Source organism: Homoserinimonas sp. A447, from assembly GCF_054489325.1.
On record NZ_JBTMWW010000001.1, the window covers coordinates 2,817,984 to 2,835,970 of the forward strand.

Below are 17,987 nucleotides of genomic sequence, written 5' to 3' on the forward strand. Positions count from 1 at the left end.
AGCCGTGTACCGGCTGAATCCGGCATCCCCCGATCGGTGGATGCCTTAGATGGCTTGCCGGCTCGACTCGATGGTGACCGGGAGAGCCCACCAGCGCATCCGGAAGCGCAGTGAAAGCCGTCCGCTGCGGGCCAGCAGCACCGCGATGACGATTGCCGCGATCGCAGGCACGGCACCGGAGATGCTCATCGCGGTGCGCACTCCCCACTCCTCGGCGATCCAGCCCATCATCGGCCCGCCGATCGCCTGGCCGCCGAGCACCACCATCGCGTAAACGGCCATCACCCGGCCGCGGATGATGCGGTTCGACGACATCTGCACGATGGACTCCGCCGTCATCGCGAATTGCAGGCGGCAGAAGCCGACGGCGGCGAGGCAGGCCATGAAGACGAACGCCACAGGTGAGAGGCCGGATGCGATGAGCGCCAACCCGAAGATTCCGGCAGCCAGCATGATGGAGCGAAGCCGGTACCGGCTGCGCCTGGTCGAGACCAGCGCCCCGGCCAGGGCACCGAATGCTGCGGCCGAACTGTAGAGACCATAACCCGCGGCGCCGGTGTCGAACACGTGGTCGGCGAATGACACCAGCAGCACCGGAAGGTTCATGCCGAAGGTGGCGACGAACGCGAGCATGACGATGGGCCAGAAGATGGTCGGCTTGGAGCGCACGTAGCGCAGGCCTTCACGGATCTGCCCTTTGGAGCGCTGGGCGACCAGCGATGGGAGCAACTCGGCTGCCCGCATGCTCAGAAGCGTCACCATCACGATGCTGGCCGCGACCGCGTTGGCGCCGATTGCCCAGCCGGCACCGATCAGCGCGATGAGAACGCCGCTCACCGCGGGGCCGAGCAGCCCGCCGAGGTGGAAGATCGCGGCGTTGATGCTGATGGCGTTGCCGAGCCGCTCATGTCCGACCATCTCGTTGACGAAGACGGCTCGTGCCGGTGACTCGACGACGGCGACGCATCCGAGCAGCAACGCGGTCAGGTAGACGTGCCACACCTGCACGACGCCGGTCAGGGTGAGCACGGCGAGCGCCGCACAGAGCACGGCGGTGACCGACTGCGTTCCGACCAGCAGCCTGCGTTTCGGGTACCGGTCGGTGATGACGCCGCCGAGCGGGCCGAGCAGGAGCATGGGACCGAACTGCAGGGCAACGGTGATGCCGACGGCGGTGATGCTGTCGGTGAGTTCGAAGACCAGCCAGTCGATGGCGATGCGCATCGCCCAGGCGGAAGTGTTCGAGATGAATTGGGAGATGACGTAGAGACGGTAGTTGTGCACCCGGAGCGAACTGAAGGTGTCGCGCCATCGGGGCTTCTGCATGTGCACCGGGATGGGCGCTGTCGCGGCGTCGTCGAGGAAAAATTCGGTAGCCACTGATTCAGGCTAGGGTGCCGGCGGTCATTGATTGCTATTATCGAGCCTATAAGTTCCATTACGGTTGCCTATGGAGGCGGATGTTCGACCCGGTGCTGCTCAAGACATTCGTCACGGTCGCCGAGACGTTGAGCTTCACGCGAGCCGCCCAGCAGCTCGGTTTGAGCCAGCCCACCGTCAGTCAGCACATCCGCAAGTTGGAGACGGTCGCCGCACGGCACCTGGTCACGCGAGACACCCGCGACGTTCGGCTGACCGACAACGGCGACGCGCTGCTCGGCTTCGCCCGCACGATCCTCGCCGCCCATGACGACGCCGCCAGCTACTTCACCGGATCCGCCATGCGCGGCCGGCTCCGGTTCGGTTCGGCCGACGACCTGGCCCTCACCCAGTTGCCTCAGGTGCTGCGCGATTTCCGCCAACTGTATCCTCAGATCAACCTCGAGCTCACCGTGAACCAGAGCGGCGCGCTACTGCGACGCCTGGCCGCCGGTCAGCTCGACCTGGTGTTCATCAAGCAGGAGTCCGGCGACCAGCTCGGGCGGCTGGTGCGCCGCGACCGCATGGTCTGGGTGAGCCACAAGAGCGTGCAACTGGATCCGGATGCCCCACTGCCGCTCATCGTGTACCAGGCGCCGAGCCTCAGTCGCACCGTCGCGATCCGGGCGCTCGAGGAGGTCGGACACACCTGGCGGATCACCTGCAATGTGAGGGAGGTGAACGGGGTGCTCGCCGCGGTCCGTGCCGGGATCGGCGTCGCCGTGTTCCCTCAGTCGCTGATCCCGTCAGACCTGGTGCAGATTCCGTCGGCGTTCGGGCTCCCGCCGCTCGGCGATGTCGATTTCGCGCTCGTGGACAACCCAACCGCTGCTCGTGAACCGGTGGAGGCACTCGCATCCGCCATCATGGGCCGGCCGGTGAAGAAGCTGACACCGCTCGACGCTTAGGCCACTTGATTGCTCGGATGAAACAAAAGCAGCACTGGACATCTGTGTGCAGTAATGCTTAAATCACAATCAAGCTGACTGGTCTGGAAAGTCACGACTCGCTACGGGTGCTCGCTTCCCTGGCCGGCGACGGTGCGCGATGGAGCGCGCCGGAGGCTGATGAAGGAAGATGAGCGCAAATGACGACCACTCTGGCCCCTCAGGTGGGGCAACCAATCGTGTTCCGCAACGGAATCGTCCTGACGATGGATGATGCCCACACCGTCCTCCCGAAGGGCGACGTCCTGGTCATCGACGGAAAGATCGCCGAAGTCGGTGTGTCGATCAACGCTCCAGAAGGAACCTTCGAGATCGACGCGAAGAACGGCATCCTCATGCCGGGCATGGTCGACACGCACCGGCACATGTGGCAGTCGGCCATGCGCGCCTACGGCGCCGACTGGACGCTGACCCAGTACTTCGTCTGGTACTACCTCGAGCACGGAATGAAATTCCGTCCAGAGGATGTGGCGGCCGGCAACGCGATCTCCGCGCTCGACGCCGTCGAATCGGGGGTAACCACCAGCGTCGACTGGTCCCACGGCCTGCGAACCCCCGACCACGGCGAGGCCGCCTACGAGGCGCTCGCGACATCCCCTGGCCGCTTCGTGCTGGCATACGGCAACCTGGCCGGCGCCCCATGGGAGTGGTCGCAGGACCCGGCCGTTCGCAAGGTGATCGAGCGGGCCAGGGACGACTCAGCCCTGTTCGGCGCCCAGCTCGCCTTCGACGTTCCCGGCGACCCGAGCTTCCCGGAGGCTCCCGCCTTCGAGTTCGCGCGCGAGCTCGGCATCAGCGTGACCACCCACGCTGGAGTGTGGGGAGCGACCAACGACAATGGCATCCGCCTGATGTACGAGAACAAGGCGATGCAGCCGGGCTATGTCTACGTCCACGCGGCCACGCTCAGCGATGAGTCCTACCAGATGATCGCAGCCACCGGTGGCTCGGTTTCCCTGGCGACGGAGAGCGAGCAGACCTGCGGCCAGGGCTACCCGCCGGCCCACGCCGTTCGCAAGCACGGCATCCAGGCGTCGCTGTCCATGGACACCAGCGTCTGGCAGAGCGCCGACATGTTCGCGGCCATGCGCGCGACCATTGGTGCGGACCGCTCGTTCGAGCACATGAAGGCCCACGAGAAGGGCGACACCGTCACCCACGCGACACTGCGGGTGGAAGAGGTCGTCGACTGGGCGACCCGCGGTGGGGCCAAGGCGCTGGGCAAGTTCGACCAGATCGGCAGCCTCGAGGCAGGCAAGCTCGGAGACGTCGTGCTGATCAAGAACGACGACTCGCCGACCATGACGCCGATCATCAACCCCTACGGCCACGTGGTCTACCAGGCCAGTCGCGGTGACGTTCACACCGTGCTGGTGGGCGGAGAACTGGTGAAGTACAACGGCAAGCTGGTCGCCGGTGACCTCCCGGGCGTGCGCAGCAAGCTGGAGAACACCGTGGAGTACCTGCGGTCCAACCTCGGCGATGAGACCTGGAAGACCGGCATGAACCCGGAGATTCCTGAAGTCGAGATCCTCACCAATCCCTACCAGTACCGTCGCGACACCGCGACGCCTCCGGTGCACTGAGCGAAGAATCAGGTGACTTTGAGCTGAGAGTAGTGGCCCCATCCGCCGGCCGGCATGGTGGGGCAGCTTCTCTCACCTCGACGGATGCTCAGGCCCCAGTGGTCATCAGTGCGATGTTGTCCGGGTGGGGAGCGAGGTCACCGCGTTCAATCCGGCGTGCGAGTTCGAGCACGGCGGCATTCATCGGAGTGGGAACCCCCATCCGGGCACCAGCGGCCACGACATGGCCGTTCAGGTCGTCCGCTTCGCTCTTGCGCGACTTGTCCCAATCCTGAAGCACCGTGGTGGTGGCACCCGGAACCACGAACCCGGCAAACAGCTTGTCGAGCATGATCTCAACGACCCGGTCGGTGTCGATGACCTCCTCTGGCGTGAGGCCGAAGATCGGCAGCACCGGATGCCCGCTGGCCAGGCCGACCGCGAGAGCCTCCTGCCCGGCCTGCAGCATGACCTCGCGCATACCGGGCGTGTGAAGCGCATCCAGCATGGGAAGGCCGAGGACGGCCGAGGGCACGAGCAGGGTGCAATTGCTCACCAGCTTCATCCACTTGGTCGCCTCGATGGTGTCGACCACTTCCACCGTGCCGGAATGGCGCAGCAAGGATGCGACCTCGTTCTCGCGTCCGCGGGGGCCGTTCTCCAGGGCGCCGACGGCGAACCACGACTTGGCGACCCCGGTGTGCCGGTGCACGAGTGCCGGCTCGCTCATGGTGGACGACACCTCGATGACGGTCCCCATGGTCCGATGGGCACCGACCACTTCGGCGATGATGCCGGTGGTCATTCCGTTCTGCACGCCCGCGATCAGACCGTCCTCAGCCAGGTGCGGCGCGATGAGCTGGGCCGCCCACCGCGAGTCGTAGGCCTTCATCAGCATGAGCACCACGTCGAACCGCTCGCGCAGGGTGGCCACCTCACAGAGGTGCATCGTGCGTGGGTTCACGGTCAGCGTTCCCTCGGGTGAGATGATGTGCAGGCCGTCTGCGCGCATCCGCTCGACGTGGGCGGGCCATTGCTCGATCAGCACGACATCGGCGCCCGCCGCGGTGAGGTCTGCGCCGATGGACGCGCCGTTGGCGCCGGCGCCGAGCACTGCGATCCGTGGGTCCACCATGGCGACTCCTTTGTGCGAGGCGAAGAGATTACAGCAGAGATGTACAAAAGCGGATGCTGTTCTGCTAATTTAGGCCATGGCGCCGATGTTTGTAAACCGACACTGAACGTCGTCGATTGGGAAGAAGACACTCATGATCCTCCACATCGCATCCTTCACCTGGAAGGACGACGTCACGGCCGACGACGTGACCGCCCTCACCGCAGCGCTGGTCGACATGGCCGCGAAGATCCCGGAGCTTCGCTCCTACGTGTGCGGTGAGAACCTCCGCCTGCGCCCGGGGGCCGACTACGCGGTCGCCGCGATCGTCGACGACGCCGACGCGCTCGCCGCCTATCTCGACTCTCCCGTCCACCGCGCGGTCTACGAGAGCCACCTCGGACGCATGATCGACGGACGCTCTGCCGCACAACTCCCACTCACGGGCGGCGTGCTCACATGACCTCCATGCAAGCAGCAGTGCTGCACGCGGTGAACGACCTGCGGGTGGAGGACAAGAACATTCCGGAACCCGGCCCTGGCGAGGTGCTGGTGCGCGTCGCCGTCTGCGGTGTCTGCGGGAGCGACGCAACCGAATACAGCCGGGGACCGGTGCTGAGCGTGATGCCGGTCACCCTCGGACATGAGTTCGCCGGCACCGTGGAAGCGGTCGGCCCAGGAGTCACCACCCCACCGGTCGGGGCGACCGTCGTCTGTGGAGCGGGGGTGTCGTGCGGCCAGTGCAAGCCGTGCCGGCAAGGACGAACGAACCTCTGCCGCAACTACACGACCCTGGGCCTCCAGCACGACGGCGGGTTGGCCGGCTTCGTGACGGCTCCTGTCGGCACCCTGCTCGACGTCAGCGACACCGGACTCTCGCTGGACACCCTCGGACTCAGCCAGCCGATGTCGATCGCCGTGCACGCCGTGCGGAGAAGCGGGCTGCAGCCGGATCAGGATGCCGTCATCGTCGGTGTCGGGGGTATCGGTGCCTTCATCACGTTCGCGGCGGCATCCGTTGGCGCTCGTCTGCTGGTGGTCGACCTGAATGATGAGCGACTGGAGCTGGCGTCGGCACTGGGCGCGTTCGCCACGCTGAAAGCGGGCACGGGCTCGCTCGTCGACCGGCTGGAAGAACTCGGCATGGAACCGGACGTGCTGTTCGAGGTGAGCGGGTCAGCTGCCGGCCTGGCATCGATCCTCGAGGCGGCGAAGCCAGGGGCAACGCTGGTGCCGGTGGGCATCCAGCGCGGTGAACCAGCGCTGCCGCTCGGCTCATGGACGCTGCGGGAATACACGATCATCGGAACGGTTGCCCACGTCATCAAGGACGACCTCCCTGAAGCCGTGCGGCTTCTCGGCACCCGCCCGGACTGGACGGACATCGCCTCCGAGGTGCTGCCGCTCGACCTCGTGCTCACCGAAGGCCTGCAACCGCTGATCGACGGAACGGCCAAGCAGATCAAGACCCTGATCGACCCCTGGATCGATCAGCCGCGACCCGCGTCGCACGCAGGCTGACGTTCAGCGGCGTGACGTTCAGCAGCGGGGGTCGCCTCAGCTCTACAGGCCTTCCATGGCACGCAGCACGTCGACAGCCGACGACAGCGGCGACCCGAGGGGGCGCGACGGGGCTCCAGGCGCCGAAGGCATGGTCTGGTTCTGCTGATGACGACCGACCACGAACCAGATGCCCCTGGCAGGAGTCTTGCCCTGGTTCGAGTAGAGGTGGGGCCGGACGGAGTCGAATTGCAGCGAGTCGCCTGGACCCAGTTCGTGCAGGTCGAACTCAAGCTGCAGCGTCAGGTGCCCCTCGAGGATGTAGGCGTACTCGATGCCGGAGTGGCGCATCAGCTTGCCCTCGATAGAGCTGCTCGCCCCCGGGTCGTATGTCACCAGCAGCGCTTCGGCCGGGCTGCCGAGCGGTGCGGCCAGGCGCTCCCAGCGAACCCCGTTCTCCATCTCGAGCACCGGGTTGTCGGACCCGCGCTGAACCGTCGGCAGGTTCGGCTCGGCCTGGCCGGTCGCCTGGCCGGAGCGATTGGCGGATGGCGTGACGTCGAGAAGCTCATCGAGGGAGAGGCCGAGATGGTTGGCCATCGCGAACAGGGTCGAGACCGATGGCTGGGTCTTGCCGGTCTCGACCTGGGAGATGAGACTCGCAGAAACGCCGAGGGCCTGGGCGACGCTGCGCAGGCTCAGCTTGTGGTTCGTCCTGGCTTCACGCAGACGGGCGCCGACACTGTCTGCGGGCATGTTCACTCCTGACGAACTGTGACCGCGCCTGAATTTCTGGGTTCAGGTGCGCGGAATCAACAAACGGCACGTTACTAAAGGTGAGAATACACTGTTTGAGCGTTAAGCTGGACTGTACGACATGCGCCGACACGTAACTCACGGCGGCCAGATGCAGGAGGACTCGATGAAGAGCACAGGGACGACAGGCACCAACGCCGTCGACTGGGAAGAACGCGTAGATTTCGAACGCTTGCGTAACGAGCGACTCGCCCGATTGAAGGCGGAACTCGACCGATCGGAACTGGGAGCCGTCCTCGCGTTCGACTTCAGCAACATCCGCTACATGACAGCGACGCACATCGGGACCTGGGCGATAGACAAGCTCATCAGGTTCAGCCTGCTCACCCGAAGCTCCGACCCGATCTCCTGGGACTTCGGTTCGGCGGCCAAACACCACAAGCTCTACAACCCCTGGCTGGACACGACGACGGCAGAGATGGATGCCGACCCGAATGCGCCGCACGAGGGGGCCAAGCGGCCGCGCCTGGAGAGCGGTGCCCGGGCCGGAATCTCAACGCTTCGCGGAGCATTCCCACCGGACGCCGGAATCGCGGAAGGCCTGGCCAGGAAGATCAAGCGCGAACTCGAGAAGTTCGGGGTTGCCGACCAGCCGCTCGGCGTCGACGTCATCGAACTGCCGGTCCTCTTCGCGCTGCAGCAGGAGGACATCACGGTGGTCGACGGCCAGCAGCTCTTCATGGAGGCCCGCCGGATCAAGACCGGCGACGAGATCCGCCTGCTCACCCAGGCCGCGTCGATGGTCGATGCCGCCTATGAGGAGCTGTACCGCTTCCTGCGCCCGGGCGTCCGCGAGAACGAGGCAGTCGGGCTGGTGGCCAAGACGCTCTACGACCTCGGCTCGGAGTACGTCGAAGGGGTCAACGCGATCTCGGGCGAGCGCTGCTCCCCGCACCCGCACGTCTTCTCCGACCGGCTCATCCGCCCCGGTGACCCGGCGTTCTTCGACATCCTGCACAGCTTCAACGGCTACCGCACCTGCTACTACCGCACCTTCGCGGTTGGGTCGGCGAGCTCCGCCCAGCGGGACGCCTACACGCGCGCCAGGGAGTACATGGACCGCGCGATCGCCCTGGTGAAGCCCGGTGCGACGACGGCCGACATCGTCGCGGTGTGGCCGAAGGCCGAGGAGTTCGGCTTCCCGGACGAGGAGGCCGCCTTCGCGCTCCAATACGGCCACGGCGTCGGGCTCTCCATCTGGGAGAAGCCGATCTTCTCCCGCCTGACCTCGTTCGACCATCCGGAAGAACTGCAGGAGGGTATGGTGTTCGCCCTCGAGACGTACTGGCCGTCGTCCGACGGCTGGGGCGCCGCGCGCATCGAGGAGGAAGTCGTCGTCACGGCCGACGGATGCGAAGTCATCACCAAGTTCCCCGCCGAGGAACTCATCGTGGCCGGGCGCCGCTACTACACGATCGACGGCCCCCTGAACCTCGAGCGCGACTCCCAGTCCCACAAGAACACGACGTGGGGTCGAGGCGAGGCATGACCGTCGGCTTCCTGGGGCTCGGCTCCATGGGGTCGGGGATGGCCCGCCGGCTCATCGACTCAGGCCACACCGTCGTGGTGTGGAACCGTTCGCCGGAGCCGGTTGCCGCCCTGGTGGAGGCCGGGGCCATCGCAGCCGCGACCCCGGAGGAGGCGCTCAGGGCCGAGGTGTCGTTCAGCATGCTGGCCAACGACGAGGCGGCGGAGGCGGTGCTGGGCGGCGACGCGGTCAGCGCGGCTGCCGGGAACATCCACGTCAACATGGCCTCGATCAGCCAGGCGGCCGCCGACCGCCTGGAGGCGCACTTCACCTCGGCCGGGGCGCGCTATGTTGCGGCCCCGGTTCTGGGTCGACCCACCGTCGCGGCCGAGGGCAAGCTGAACATCCTCGCCGCCGGTGACCCCGCCACCGTTGACGCGGCCCTGCCGTACCTGTCGGTGCTCGGCTCCAGGGTTTGGAACCTCGGCACCCGGCCCAGCATGGCGAACGGCGTGAAGATCGCGGTCAACTACAACATCATCCACGCGCTGCAGGCGATCGGCGAGACGGTGGCCATGGTCGAGCGGCAGGGGGTCGAACCCGAGCTGTTCATCGACCTGTTGACCAGCACCCTCTTCGGCGGAGTCGTCTACACCGGCTACGGCAACCAGATTGTGCGCCGTGACTACACACCGCCGGGCTTCCGGATGGCGCTGGGGCACAAGGACCTGAAGCTGGCCGAGGAAGTGGCGGATGCCGGTGGAGTCAGGTTGGCGAGCATGCCGGCGCTCACCGCGGTCTTCGAGCGAGCACTCGCGGACACCGAGCTGGCCGGTTACGACTGGGCGGCCATCGCGGAAGTCAGCCGGCGCGACCTGCTGTAGCTCAGCCTGCAGCTCAGCGGGCTGCGGCCAGCCTGGTGACCGCCTCGGTCAGCACCTCCGGCGAGCAGGCCAGGTTGAGGCGGGCGAAGCCGCGGCCGGCCGGCCCGAACGGCGGTCCGTTGCTGAGCGCCACCTTCGCGAGCTCCAGCGCGCGCACCGCCGGATCGTCGCCCCACCCGAGCCGGCTGAAGTCCAGCCAGGCGAGGAACGTCGCGTCGGGCATCCGGTAGCCGACCTCGGGGAGGTGTTCGGCCAGGAGTTCACCGAGCAGGCGTCGGTTCGAGTCGAGGGAGGCGATCACGCCGTCAAGCCACTCGACGCTGTCGCGGTAGGCGGCAATGCCGGCATGAATGCCGAGGATGCTCGTTCGCCAGTAGACCTCATCGGGCATGCCGGCAACGATCGGGGCCGCCCGCCCACCGGCCGTCACCATGAGCGCGCACTTGAGCCCGGCCAGGTTCCAGCCCTTGCTGGCCGCGGTGACGCATACGCCAACCTCGCGGGCATCATCCGACACCTTCAGGAACGGGGTGTAGTCGACGCCCGGGTAAACCAGCGGACCGTGAATCTCGTCGCTGACCACCGTCGCGCCGTACTTGCGGGCCAGCTCGGCAACAGACCGCAGCTGCTCGGCGGAGTGCACCAGGCCGACCGGGTTGTGCGGGTTGCAGAGCAGGTAGGCGGTGGCGCCTGACTGGAAGGCCCGCTCGATGCCGTCCAGGTCGAGGGACCAGCCATCCGCGAGGCCACCGGCCAGTGGGACGTCCACGACCTGTGTCCCCGCCTCGGAGAGCAGGTCGAAGAACGGGAAGTAGACGGGAGAGTTGACGATGACGCCATCACCCGGTTGTGTGACGCGGCGGAGGGTCTCGACGATGGCGACCCCGACATCCGTCGTGGTGAACACCTGGGCGGGGTCGACAGCCCAGCCCCAGCGCGACTCGGCGAACCCGGCGAACGCGGTCGGCAGGTCTGAGGTGGGCGGCGCGTACCCGGTGTCGGAGCGGCGGATGGCATCCACCAGCACGGATGCGATCGGCTCGGCGAGCGGGAAGTCCATCTCGGCGACCGGGAGGGGGAGTACATCCGTCGGGAACCCGGCCCACTTCATGCTGGTTCGGGTGCGGAGAGTCTCGAGGGAATCGGCGTTGACGATCATGCCGCCAGTCTGGCATCGCGGTGCGGCTGGCACTCCTACCACCGCGCCGTCAACAGGATGAATTCGGCGACACGCGGTTGGATGCGCGGACTCACGGGCGCGCCGCCGAATTGGACCTGCTGACGGATCGGATACACGGATGGGATAGACGGTCGCTGCCGTAACGGAGATGAGCAGCCAGCGGGCGGTGCTCGGGGCGAAGCCGGAGGGGCGAAGGTAGGCTTGTCTCCGTGAATGAAGAAGAGATCGGTCGCGCCAAGCGGGGTCGTCGCGTCTACGCGTTCGACGACATCGCCATCGTCCCGAACCGTCGCACCCGCGACCCGGAGGACGTGTCCGTCGCCTGGTCGATCGACGCCTTCCAATTCGAAACGCCGATCATCGCGGCGCCCATGGATTCGGTCGTCTCGCCGGCCACAGCCATCCGCATCGGCCAGCTCGGTGGCCTCGGCGTTCTCGACCTCGAGGGCGTCTGGACCCGCTACGAAGACCCGGAACCGCTCCTCGCTGAGATCCGCAGCCTCCCGGCAGAGGAGGCGATCCGCCGCATGCAGGCGATCTACTCCGAGCCCATCAAGCCCGAGTTGGTCACCCAGCGCCTCGCGGAGATCCGTGCCGGTGGGGTCACCGTTGCCGGGGCGTTGTCGCCGCACCGCACCCAGGAGCTCTACAAGACGGTGGTCGAGGCGGGCGTCGACCTGTTCGTCATCCGCGGCACGACGGTCAGCGCCGAGCACGTCTCCAAGACCAGCGAGCCGCTCAACCTGAAGAAGTTCATCTACGAGCTCGACGTTCCGGTGATCGTCGGCGGCGCGGCCGGCTACACCCCGGCGCTGCACCTGATGCGCACCGGTGCGGCCGGCGTGCTGGTCGGTTTCGGCGGAGGCGCGGCCTCCACCACTAGGGCGAGCCTGGGCATCCACGCGCCGATGGCGACAGCGGTGGCGGATGTCGCCGGCGCCCGCCGCGACTACATGGACGAGTCCGGCGGACGCTACGTGCACGTCATCGCCGACGGCGGTCTGGGCACCTCCGGCGACATCGTCAAGGCGATCGCGATGGGCGCGGATGCCGTCATGCTCGGCTCCACGCTGGCGCGGGCGACGGATGTTCCTGGCGGCGGCTACCACTGGGGTGCCGAGGCGCACCACCCCGAGCTGCCCCGGGGCAACCGGGTTGCCGTGGAGTCGGTTGCACCCCTCGAGCAGATCCTGTTCGGACCGTCGTCCAGCGCGGACGGCACCTCGAACCTGGTCGGTGCACTCCGCCGGTCCATGGCGACCACCGGCTACTCCGACCTGAAAGAGTTCCAGCGGGTCGATGTGGTTGTCGCCCCCTACGTGTCCAGGTGACGTCAGGCATCCGATGATAAAGCGCAAAACCGCCTCCCACTCTTCGAAGCTGGGAATGGAGGAGCGCGCTGAGGCGATCGAGGGCCTGAAGTCGAAAGAACTCGACATCCTGGTCATCGGCGGAGGCATTGTCGGAACCGGCTGTGCCCTCGACGCGGTCACTCGTGGCCTGAGCGTCGGCATGGTGGAGGCTCGGGACTGGGGTTCCGGCACGTCGAGCCGATCCTCGAAGCTGGTGCACGGTGGCATCCGCTACCTGGAACAGCTCGATTTTCGCCTGGTGCGTGAAGCGCTCATCGAACGCGGGCTGCTGCTGCAGCGTCTTGCGCCGCACCTGGTCAAGCCGGTGCGGTTCCTCTACCCGCTGAAGACGCGGGTGATCGAGCGGCTCTACATCGGCGCGGGGATGCTGCTTTACGACCTGTTCAGCTACAGCGGCGGGCGCCCTCCCGGTGTGCCGCACCACCGGCACCTGACCAAGCGGCAAGTGCAGCGGGCCATCCCGAGTCTGCGCGATGACGCCCTGATCGGCGGCATCACCTACTACGACGCGCAGGTCGATGACGCGCGCTACGTGTCCAGCCTGGCCAGGACCGCGTCCTTTTATGGTGCGCGTGTCGCGAGCCGGGTGCGGGTGGAGGGCTTCCTCAAGGTCGGGCAGCGGGTGGTCGGCGTGAAGGCACACGACCTGCTGACCGGAGAGAAATTCGAGATCAAGGCCCGCCAGGTGGTCAATGCGACCGGCGTGTGGACGGATGACACGCAGGCGATGGTGGGGGAGCGGGGCCAGTTCAAGGTGCGGGCCTCCAAGGGCATCCACCTGGTGGTGCCGCGCGACCGATTCCAGTCGAAGCTCGGGCTGCTGCTGCGCACCGAGAAGAGTGTGCTGTTCGTGATCCCGTGGGGTCGCCATTGGCTGATCGGCACGACCGACACCAAGTGGGACCTCGACAAGGCGCACCCGGCCGCGACCGCCGCCGACATCGACTACCTGCTGGAGAACGTGAACCAGGTGCTGAACGTTCCCCTCACCCGGGAAGACGTCGAGGGTGTTTACGCCGGGCTGCGTCCGCTGCTTGCCGGAGAGTCGGATGAGACGTCGAAACTGTCGCGCGAGCACGTGGTCGCGCACACCGTCCCCGGGCTGGTGGTGGTCGCCGGCGGCAAGTGGACGACCTACCGGGTGATGGCGAAGGATGCCATCGATGAGGCATCCGCCGCCCTCGACGGGAAGGTGCCGGTCTCCACGACCGAGAACATCTCACTGCTCGGTGCCGAGGGATATCAGGCGGCGTGGAACAAGCGGGCCAAGATCGCGCGGGCGTTCGGGGTGCACAAGTTCCGCATCGAGCACCTGCTGAACCGCTACGGGACGATGACGGATGAGCTGCTCGACATCATCCGCGCGAAGCCGTCGCTGAACAATCCGCTCCCCGGAGCCGACGACTACATCGAGGCGGAGGTGGTCTACGCGGCCTCGCACGAGGGCGCGCTGCACCTGGAGGACGTGCTCGCACGCCGCACTCGCATCTCTATCGAGGCGTGGGACCGCGGGGTCTCCGCTGCACCCGTCGCCGCCCGGTTGATGGCGGATGTTCTCGGCTGGGACGACGAGCGCGTCACCAGTGAGGTCAACCACTACCTGCGCCGGGTAGCGGCCGAGCGGGCCAGCCAGGAGCAGTCGGACGACGAATCCGCCGACCGGGCCCGGCTCGAGGCGCCGGACACCGCGGCACTGCCCCACTCGTAGACCCGCGGTCGGGAGCCCAACTGCGCGAAGTTAGGCTGGAGCGGTGAGCCTGTGGAGAGTCGCCGTGCGCCCGCGCTGGATTGCGGCGCTGGTTCTCGCGCTCGCCGTGGCCGGAGCGTTCGCCGCGCTCGGCCAGTGGCAACTCGAGCGCAGCATCGCCAATAGTGAGGCCGTCGACCGCACCAGCGAGACGACCGTGCCGCTCGAGTCCGTCGCGGAGCCCCAGCAGCCGGTGACCGAAGCCTCCACCGGGCAACTCGTCACGGTCGAGGGCGATTTCGTGCCGGGCGACTTCATGGTGCTCGAGAAGCGCCTCAACGACGGCGACGAAGGCTATTGGGTCATCGGGCATCTCGCTACCGACGGCGAAGCCGGGCTGGCGGTCGCGCTCGGCTGGGCTGAGTCAGAGCAGCGGGCGGCGGATGCGCTGGCCCTGCTTGACGAGGACGCCCCGCTCCGGGCATCCGTCACCGGCCGTTACCTGCCCAGTGAGGCGCCGCAACAAGGCGACTTCGAGAGCGGGGAGTTCAGCGCGATGTCCACCGCGGCGCTGGTCAACCTCTGGGGCACCGTCGACGAGAACGGGGTTTTCGGAGGTTACGTCGTCGCGCACGAGCCCGCTGACGGCCTCGAGGCGATCTTCTCCCCGGCACCGTCCACCGACGTGGAGGTCAACTGGCTGAACATCTTCTACGCGGCCGAATGGGTGATCTTCGCCGGCTTCGCGGTGTTCCTCTGGTACCGCCTGGTGAAGGACGCCTGGGAGCGGGAAGAACACCAGAGAGCGCAAGTAAACTGAGGGCATGCCCCTCGGTCCCCAGCTCTCTGACGTTCCACGCATCCGCAAGGCACTTGCCGTCTACAAGGTGTCCTCGGTTCTCACCGGAACCTTCCTGCTCCTGCTCTGCATGATGATGGTCTTCCGGTACGGCTTCAGCGTCGACATCGAGCTTGGCGGTACGTCCGGCTTCCTCGGCCTTACGCCCAAGGAAGACATCACCGGCATCAACTTCTCCACCATCCTGCTCATGGTGCACGGCTGGTTCTACGTGCTCTATGTCGCGGTCGACTTCGTGTTGTGGCGCCTGATGCGCTGGTCATTCGGACGCTTCCTGTTCGTGGCGCTCGGAGGCATCATCCCGCTGCTCTCCTACTTCTTCGAGCGCACCGTCCCGCGATCGGTCGAGGCCGAGTTGGCGAAGCTCGAACAGCCGGTCGAGGTCAGCGCATGAGCGAGACCGAGCAGCGCCCGGTACTCGTCGTCGACTTCGGCGCCCAATATGCCCAGCTGATCGCGCGCCGCGTGCGCGAGGCGAGCGTCTATTCCGAGATCGTTCCGCACACCATCACGGCGGATGAGGTCGCCGCCATGAACCCGGTGGGGATCGTCCTCAGCGGCGGGCCATCGAGCGTGTACGAGCCCGGGTCCCCGTCGCTGGACACGGGCATCCTGAAGCTCGGTGTTCCGGTTCTCGGTATCTGCTACGGATTCCAGGTGATGGCCAAGCAACTCGGCGGCGAGGTTTCCCAGACCGGCCAGCGGGAGTACGGTTCGACGCCGGTCGCCCTCACCGGTGACGGGGGAACACTGCTCGCCGGGTCGAACCCGCAGCAGACCACCTGGATGAGCCACGGCGACTCCGTGTCGAAGGCGCCAGACGGATTCGACGTGCTCGCTTCCAGCGCCTCCACCCCGGTCGCCGCGTTCGCCAGTGACGAGCGCAGGCTCTACGGCGTGCAGTGGCACCCCGAGGTCAAGCACTCCGAGTTCGGACAACGCGTGCTGGAGAACTTCCTGCACCGGGCCGCCGGCATCCCGGCCGACTGGAACCCGGGCAGTGTCATCGCCGAGCAGGTCGCCCGCATCCGCGCCCAGATCGGAACCGGCCGGGTCATCTGCGGGCTCTCCGGCGGAGTCGACTCCGCCGTCGCCGCCGCGCTCGTGCACGAGGCCGTCGGCGACCAGCTCACCTGCGTGTTCGTCGACCACGGCCTGCTCCGCCAGGATGAGCGCCGCCAGGTGGAGGAAGACTACGTCTCCGCCACCGGCATCCGCCTGATCACCATCGACGCCGAGAAGCAGTTCCTCGACGCCCTCGAAGGGGTCAGCGACCCGGAAACCAAGCGCAAGATCATCGGCCGCGAGTTCATCCGCACCTTCGAGGCGGCGCAGGTCGACCTGGTCAAGGAGTTCGAGCACGAAGGCGACCCGGTGCGCTTCCTGGTGCAGGGCACGCTGTACCCGGATGTCGTCGAGTCCGGTGGCGGAACCGGCACCGCCAACATCAAGAGCCACCACAACGTCGGCGGGCTGCCGGAAGACCTGCAGTTCGAGCTGGTCGAGCCGCTGCGCGCCCTGTTCAAGGACGAAGTGCGTGCCATCGGCCGCGAGCTCGGTCTGCCCGAGGTCATCGTCGGGCGCCAGCCGTTCCCCGGACCCGGCCTCGGCATCCGCATCGTCGGTTCCGTTAATAAGGAGCGCCTAGACCTGCTGCGCCAGGCGGATGCGATCGCCCGCGCCGAGCTGACCCTCGCCGGCCTGGACAACGAGATCTGGCAGTGCCCGGTCGTGCTGCTGGCGGATGTTCGCTCCGTCGGTGTGCAGGGGGACGGGCGCACCTACGGGCACCCGATCGTGCTGCGGCCGGTCTCGTCTGAGGACGCCATGACCGCCGACTGGACCCGCCTGCCCTACGACGTGCTTGCGCGCATCTCCAACCGCATCACCAACGAAGTCGCCGGGGTCAACCGGGTCGTGCTCGACGTCACGTCGAAACCGCCGGGGACGATCGAGTGGGAGTGACTGGGTCAGGGAGCGAATACTTCGCTCCTCAACTCAAACATTGAGCCCTGTGGACGGCCGAAAAGCGTGGCCATCCACAGAACTCAAAACTCGCACCCCGCGAAGCATCCGCACTCTGCCCGCGGGGACGGGATAAGGCTGGTAGAGCTCGTCGATCGGCACCCCTCCGCCCCAGCCGTGGTCGGGTCAAGAGGTTAAGCGGTTGAGCTTGTCGAAACCTGCCGAGCTTGCCGAGGCCCCCGCGCGCGATGAAGCTGTGGGTTGAGTAGCGCGCGACGCAGGAGCACGCGTATCGAGACGAGCGTCGAGACTTTGAGATCCGTAGAATGGCTGTTCCGAGCATCCGGAACCCCCATTTTCCGGATCTCAAGCCGGCGTTAGACGGCCAGCGGTACCGCGTGGACCTCGTCAGCGGGGTGGCCGGTGCGCTCGTGAATGCGCCGGATCGCCTCGGCGGACGGGGACTCGGACAGGCAGTAGACGACGCCGTCCTCCGGGTTGGCCCAGGCCTGCTTGAAGACCACACCCTCCTCGCCCTGAATGGCGAGGTCGGCTTCGTGCGCGGCCTTCAACTCGTCCGCGGTTATCCCGACCATGTTGTGGTGAACGTCCATGAACTCTGGCATGGTGCTACCTCATCCCTTGTGAGACTGATTTGTTGCGCAGGTTACGCCCCGACGGGAATCACGTCAATGAGTCGTTTGGTGCCTGGGCCTTCGCCGGGAGGAGCTCGCTCAAGAGCCCCTCGATGCGCCGCTTGATGTCGTCGCGGATGGGTCGCACCGCATTGATGCCCTGACCGGCCGGGTCGTCGAGCTCCCAGTCCTCGTACCGCTTGCCGGGGAAGATCGGGCAGGCGTCGCCGCAGCCCATGGTGATGACGACGTCCGACTCTTTGACGGCATCCGTGGTCAGGATCTTCGGGGTGTTGTTCGCGATGTCGATGCCCTCCTCGGCCATCGCCTGGATCGCGACCGGGTTGATCTCGTCCTTCGGCTCGGATCCGGCGGAGAGCACGTTCACCCGGTCGCCGGCGAGCGCCGCCAGGTAGCCCGCGGCCATCTGCGAGCGGCCCGCGTTGTGCACGCAGACGAAGAGGACGGTCGGTTTCTCTGACATGGCTCTACTTTCTTTCCGACTGGAGCATCGACACGCATCGATGTAATCAGTATCCGGTCGCGCGACCGGGCAGGCAACCTGGCCCGTGTGC

General features: G+C 66.8%; 17 protein-coding genes. 11 read left to right on the plus strand and 6 right to left on the minus strand.

The window, feature by feature from the left end; translation table 11 throughout:
- Window positions 1-45: 45 nt before the first annotated feature.
- Window positions 46-1,380 (minus strand): MFS transporter, encoded by a 1,335-nt coding sequence (locus ACX3O0_RS13960; RefSeq protein ID WP_459092941.1) that lies wholly within the window; start codon window positions 1,378-1,380, stop codon window positions 46-48.
- An 80-nt stretch (window positions 1,381-1,460) separates the two neighbouring features.
- On the opposite strand from ACX3O0_RS13960, the gene ACX3O0_RS13965 reads away from it, so the two are divergent.
- Together ACX3O0_RS13965 and ACX3O0_RS13970 are read left to right on the plus strand one after the other, a co-directional pair.
- On the plus strand, window positions 1,461-2,327 hold the full coding sequence (locus ACX3O0_RS13965; protein WP_459092943.1) for a LysR substrate-binding domain-containing protein: 867 nt from the start codon (window positions 1,461-1,463) through the stop codon (window positions 2,325-2,327).
- Window positions 2,328-2,506: 179 nt separating this feature from the next.
- Window positions 2,507-3,952, plus strand: coding sequence for an amidohydrolase family protein (locus tag ACX3O0_RS13970; RefSeq protein ID WP_459092945.1), 1,446 nt, complete (start codon window positions 2,507-2,509; stop codon window positions 3,950-3,952).
- A gap of 88 nt (window positions 3,953-4,040) precedes the next feature.
- Here the strand turns inward: ACX3O0_RS13970 and ACX3O0_RS13975 are convergent, their stop codons facing one another.
- Window positions 4,041-5,066: a ketopantoate reductase family protein gene (locus tag ACX3O0_RS13975; protein WP_459108111.1), complete on the minus strand. Its 1,026-nt coding sequence runs from the start codon at window positions 5,064-5,066 to the stop codon at window positions 4,041-4,043.
- Between the two features lie 133 nt (window positions 5,067-5,199).
- On the opposite strand from ACX3O0_RS13975, the gene ACX3O0_RS13980 reads away from it, so the two are divergent.
- Both ACX3O0_RS13980 and ACX3O0_RS13985 read left to right on the plus strand, forming a co-directional pair.
- Window positions 5,200-5,508, plus strand: a complete 309-nt coding sequence (locus ACX3O0_RS13980; protein WP_459108112.1) for a Dabb family protein — start codon at window positions 5,200-5,202, stop codon at window positions 5,506-5,508.
- Window positions 5,505-6,566 carry a zinc-dependent alcohol dehydrogenase gene (locus ACX3O0_RS13985; protein WP_459108113.1) on the plus strand — a complete coding sequence of 354 codons (1,062 nt, stop codon included), beginning with the start codon at window positions 5,505-5,507 and terminating at the stop codon, window positions 6,564-6,566. Before ACX3O0_RS13980 ends, ACX3O0_RS13985 begins: the two co-directional genes overlap by 4 nt.
- 42 nt (window positions 6,567-6,608) lie before the next feature.
- Here ACX3O0_RS13985 and ACX3O0_RS13990 read toward each other — a convergent pair whose 3' ends face one another.
- Complete coding sequence (locus ACX3O0_RS13990; protein WP_459108114.1) at window positions 6,609-7,301, minus strand: helix-turn-helix domain-containing protein; 693 nt, start codon at window positions 7,299-7,301, stop codon at window positions 6,609-6,611.
- Between the two features lie 166 nt (window positions 7,302-7,467).
- On the opposite strand from ACX3O0_RS13990, the gene ACX3O0_RS13995 reads away from it, so the two are divergent.
- Window positions 7,468-8,850 (plus strand): M24 family metallopeptidase, encoded by a 1,383-nt coding sequence (locus ACX3O0_RS13995; RefSeq protein ID WP_459108115.1) that lies wholly within the window; start codon window positions 7,468-7,470, stop codon window positions 8,848-8,850.
- On the plus strand, window positions 8,847-9,713 hold the full coding sequence (locus ACX3O0_RS14000; RefSeq protein WP_459108116.1) for an NAD(P)-dependent oxidoreductase: 867 nt from the start codon (window positions 8,847-8,849) through the stop codon (window positions 9,711-9,713). The genes ACX3O0_RS13995 and ACX3O0_RS14000 overlap by 4 nt, the downstream gene beginning before the upstream one ends.
- A 13-nt stretch (window positions 9,714-9,726) precedes the next feature.
- Here ACX3O0_RS14000 and ACX3O0_RS14005 read toward each other — a convergent pair whose 3' ends face one another.
- Window positions 9,727-10,872: a MalY/PatB family protein gene (locus ACX3O0_RS14005; protein WP_459108117.1), complete on the minus strand. Its 1,146-nt coding sequence runs from the start codon at window positions 10,870-10,872 to the stop codon at window positions 9,727-9,729.
- A gap of 230 nt (window positions 10,873-11,102) precedes the next feature.
- Here ACX3O0_RS14005 and ACX3O0_RS14010 point away from each other — a divergent pair, with 230 nt between their 5' ends.
- The 5 genes from ACX3O0_RS14010 to guaA are packed head-to-tail and all read left to right on the plus strand — an operon-like array spanning window position 11,103 to window position 16,777.
- On the plus strand, window positions 11,103-12,224 hold the full coding sequence (locus tag ACX3O0_RS14010) for a GuaB3 family IMP dehydrogenase-related protein (protein WP_459092961.1): 1,122 nt from the start codon (window positions 11,103-11,105) through the stop codon (window positions 12,222-12,224).
- Between the two features lie 13 nt (window positions 12,225-12,237).
- A complete protein-coding gene (locus ACX3O0_RS14015; protein WP_459108118.1) occupies window positions 12,238-13,974 on the plus strand; it encodes a glycerol-3-phosphate dehydrogenase/oxidase in 1,737 nt (578 codons plus the stop codon).
- Window positions 13,975-14,017: 43 nt separating this feature from the next.
- Window positions 14,018-14,773, plus strand: coding sequence for an SURF1 family cytochrome oxidase biogenesis protein (locus ACX3O0_RS14020; protein WP_459108119.1), 756 nt, complete (start codon window positions 14,018-14,020; stop codon window positions 14,771-14,773).
- Window positions 14,774-14,777: 4 nt separating this feature from the next.
- Complete coding sequence (locus ACX3O0_RS14025; protein ID WP_459092967.1) at window positions 14,778-15,206, plus strand: DUF3817 domain-containing protein; 429 nt, start codon at window positions 14,778-14,780, stop codon at window positions 15,204-15,206.
- Window positions 15,203-16,777 carry a glutamine-hydrolyzing GMP synthase gene (gene guaA / locus ACX3O0_RS14030; protein ID WP_459108120.1) on the plus strand — a complete coding sequence of 525 codons (1,575 nt, stop codon included), beginning with the start codon at window positions 15,203-15,205 and terminating at the stop codon, window positions 16,775-16,777. The genes ACX3O0_RS14025 and guaA overlap by 4 nt, the downstream gene beginning before the upstream one ends.
- A 377-nt stretch (window positions 16,778-17,154) precedes the next feature.
- Here guaA and ACX3O0_RS14035 read toward each other — a convergent pair whose 3' ends face one another.
- A complete protein-coding gene (locus tag ACX3O0_RS14035) occupies window positions 17,155-17,403 on the minus strand; it encodes an SCO4226 family nickel-binding protein (RefSeq protein WP_459092971.1) in 249 nt (82 codons plus the stop codon).
- A 58-nt stretch (window positions 17,404-17,461) separates the two neighbouring features.
- Window positions 17,462-17,896 (minus strand): arsenate reductase ArsC, encoded by a 435-nt coding sequence (locus ACX3O0_RS14040; RefSeq protein WP_459108121.1) that lies wholly within the window; start codon window positions 17,894-17,896, stop codon window positions 17,462-17,464.
- Window positions 17,897-17,987: the final 91 nt, after the last annotated feature.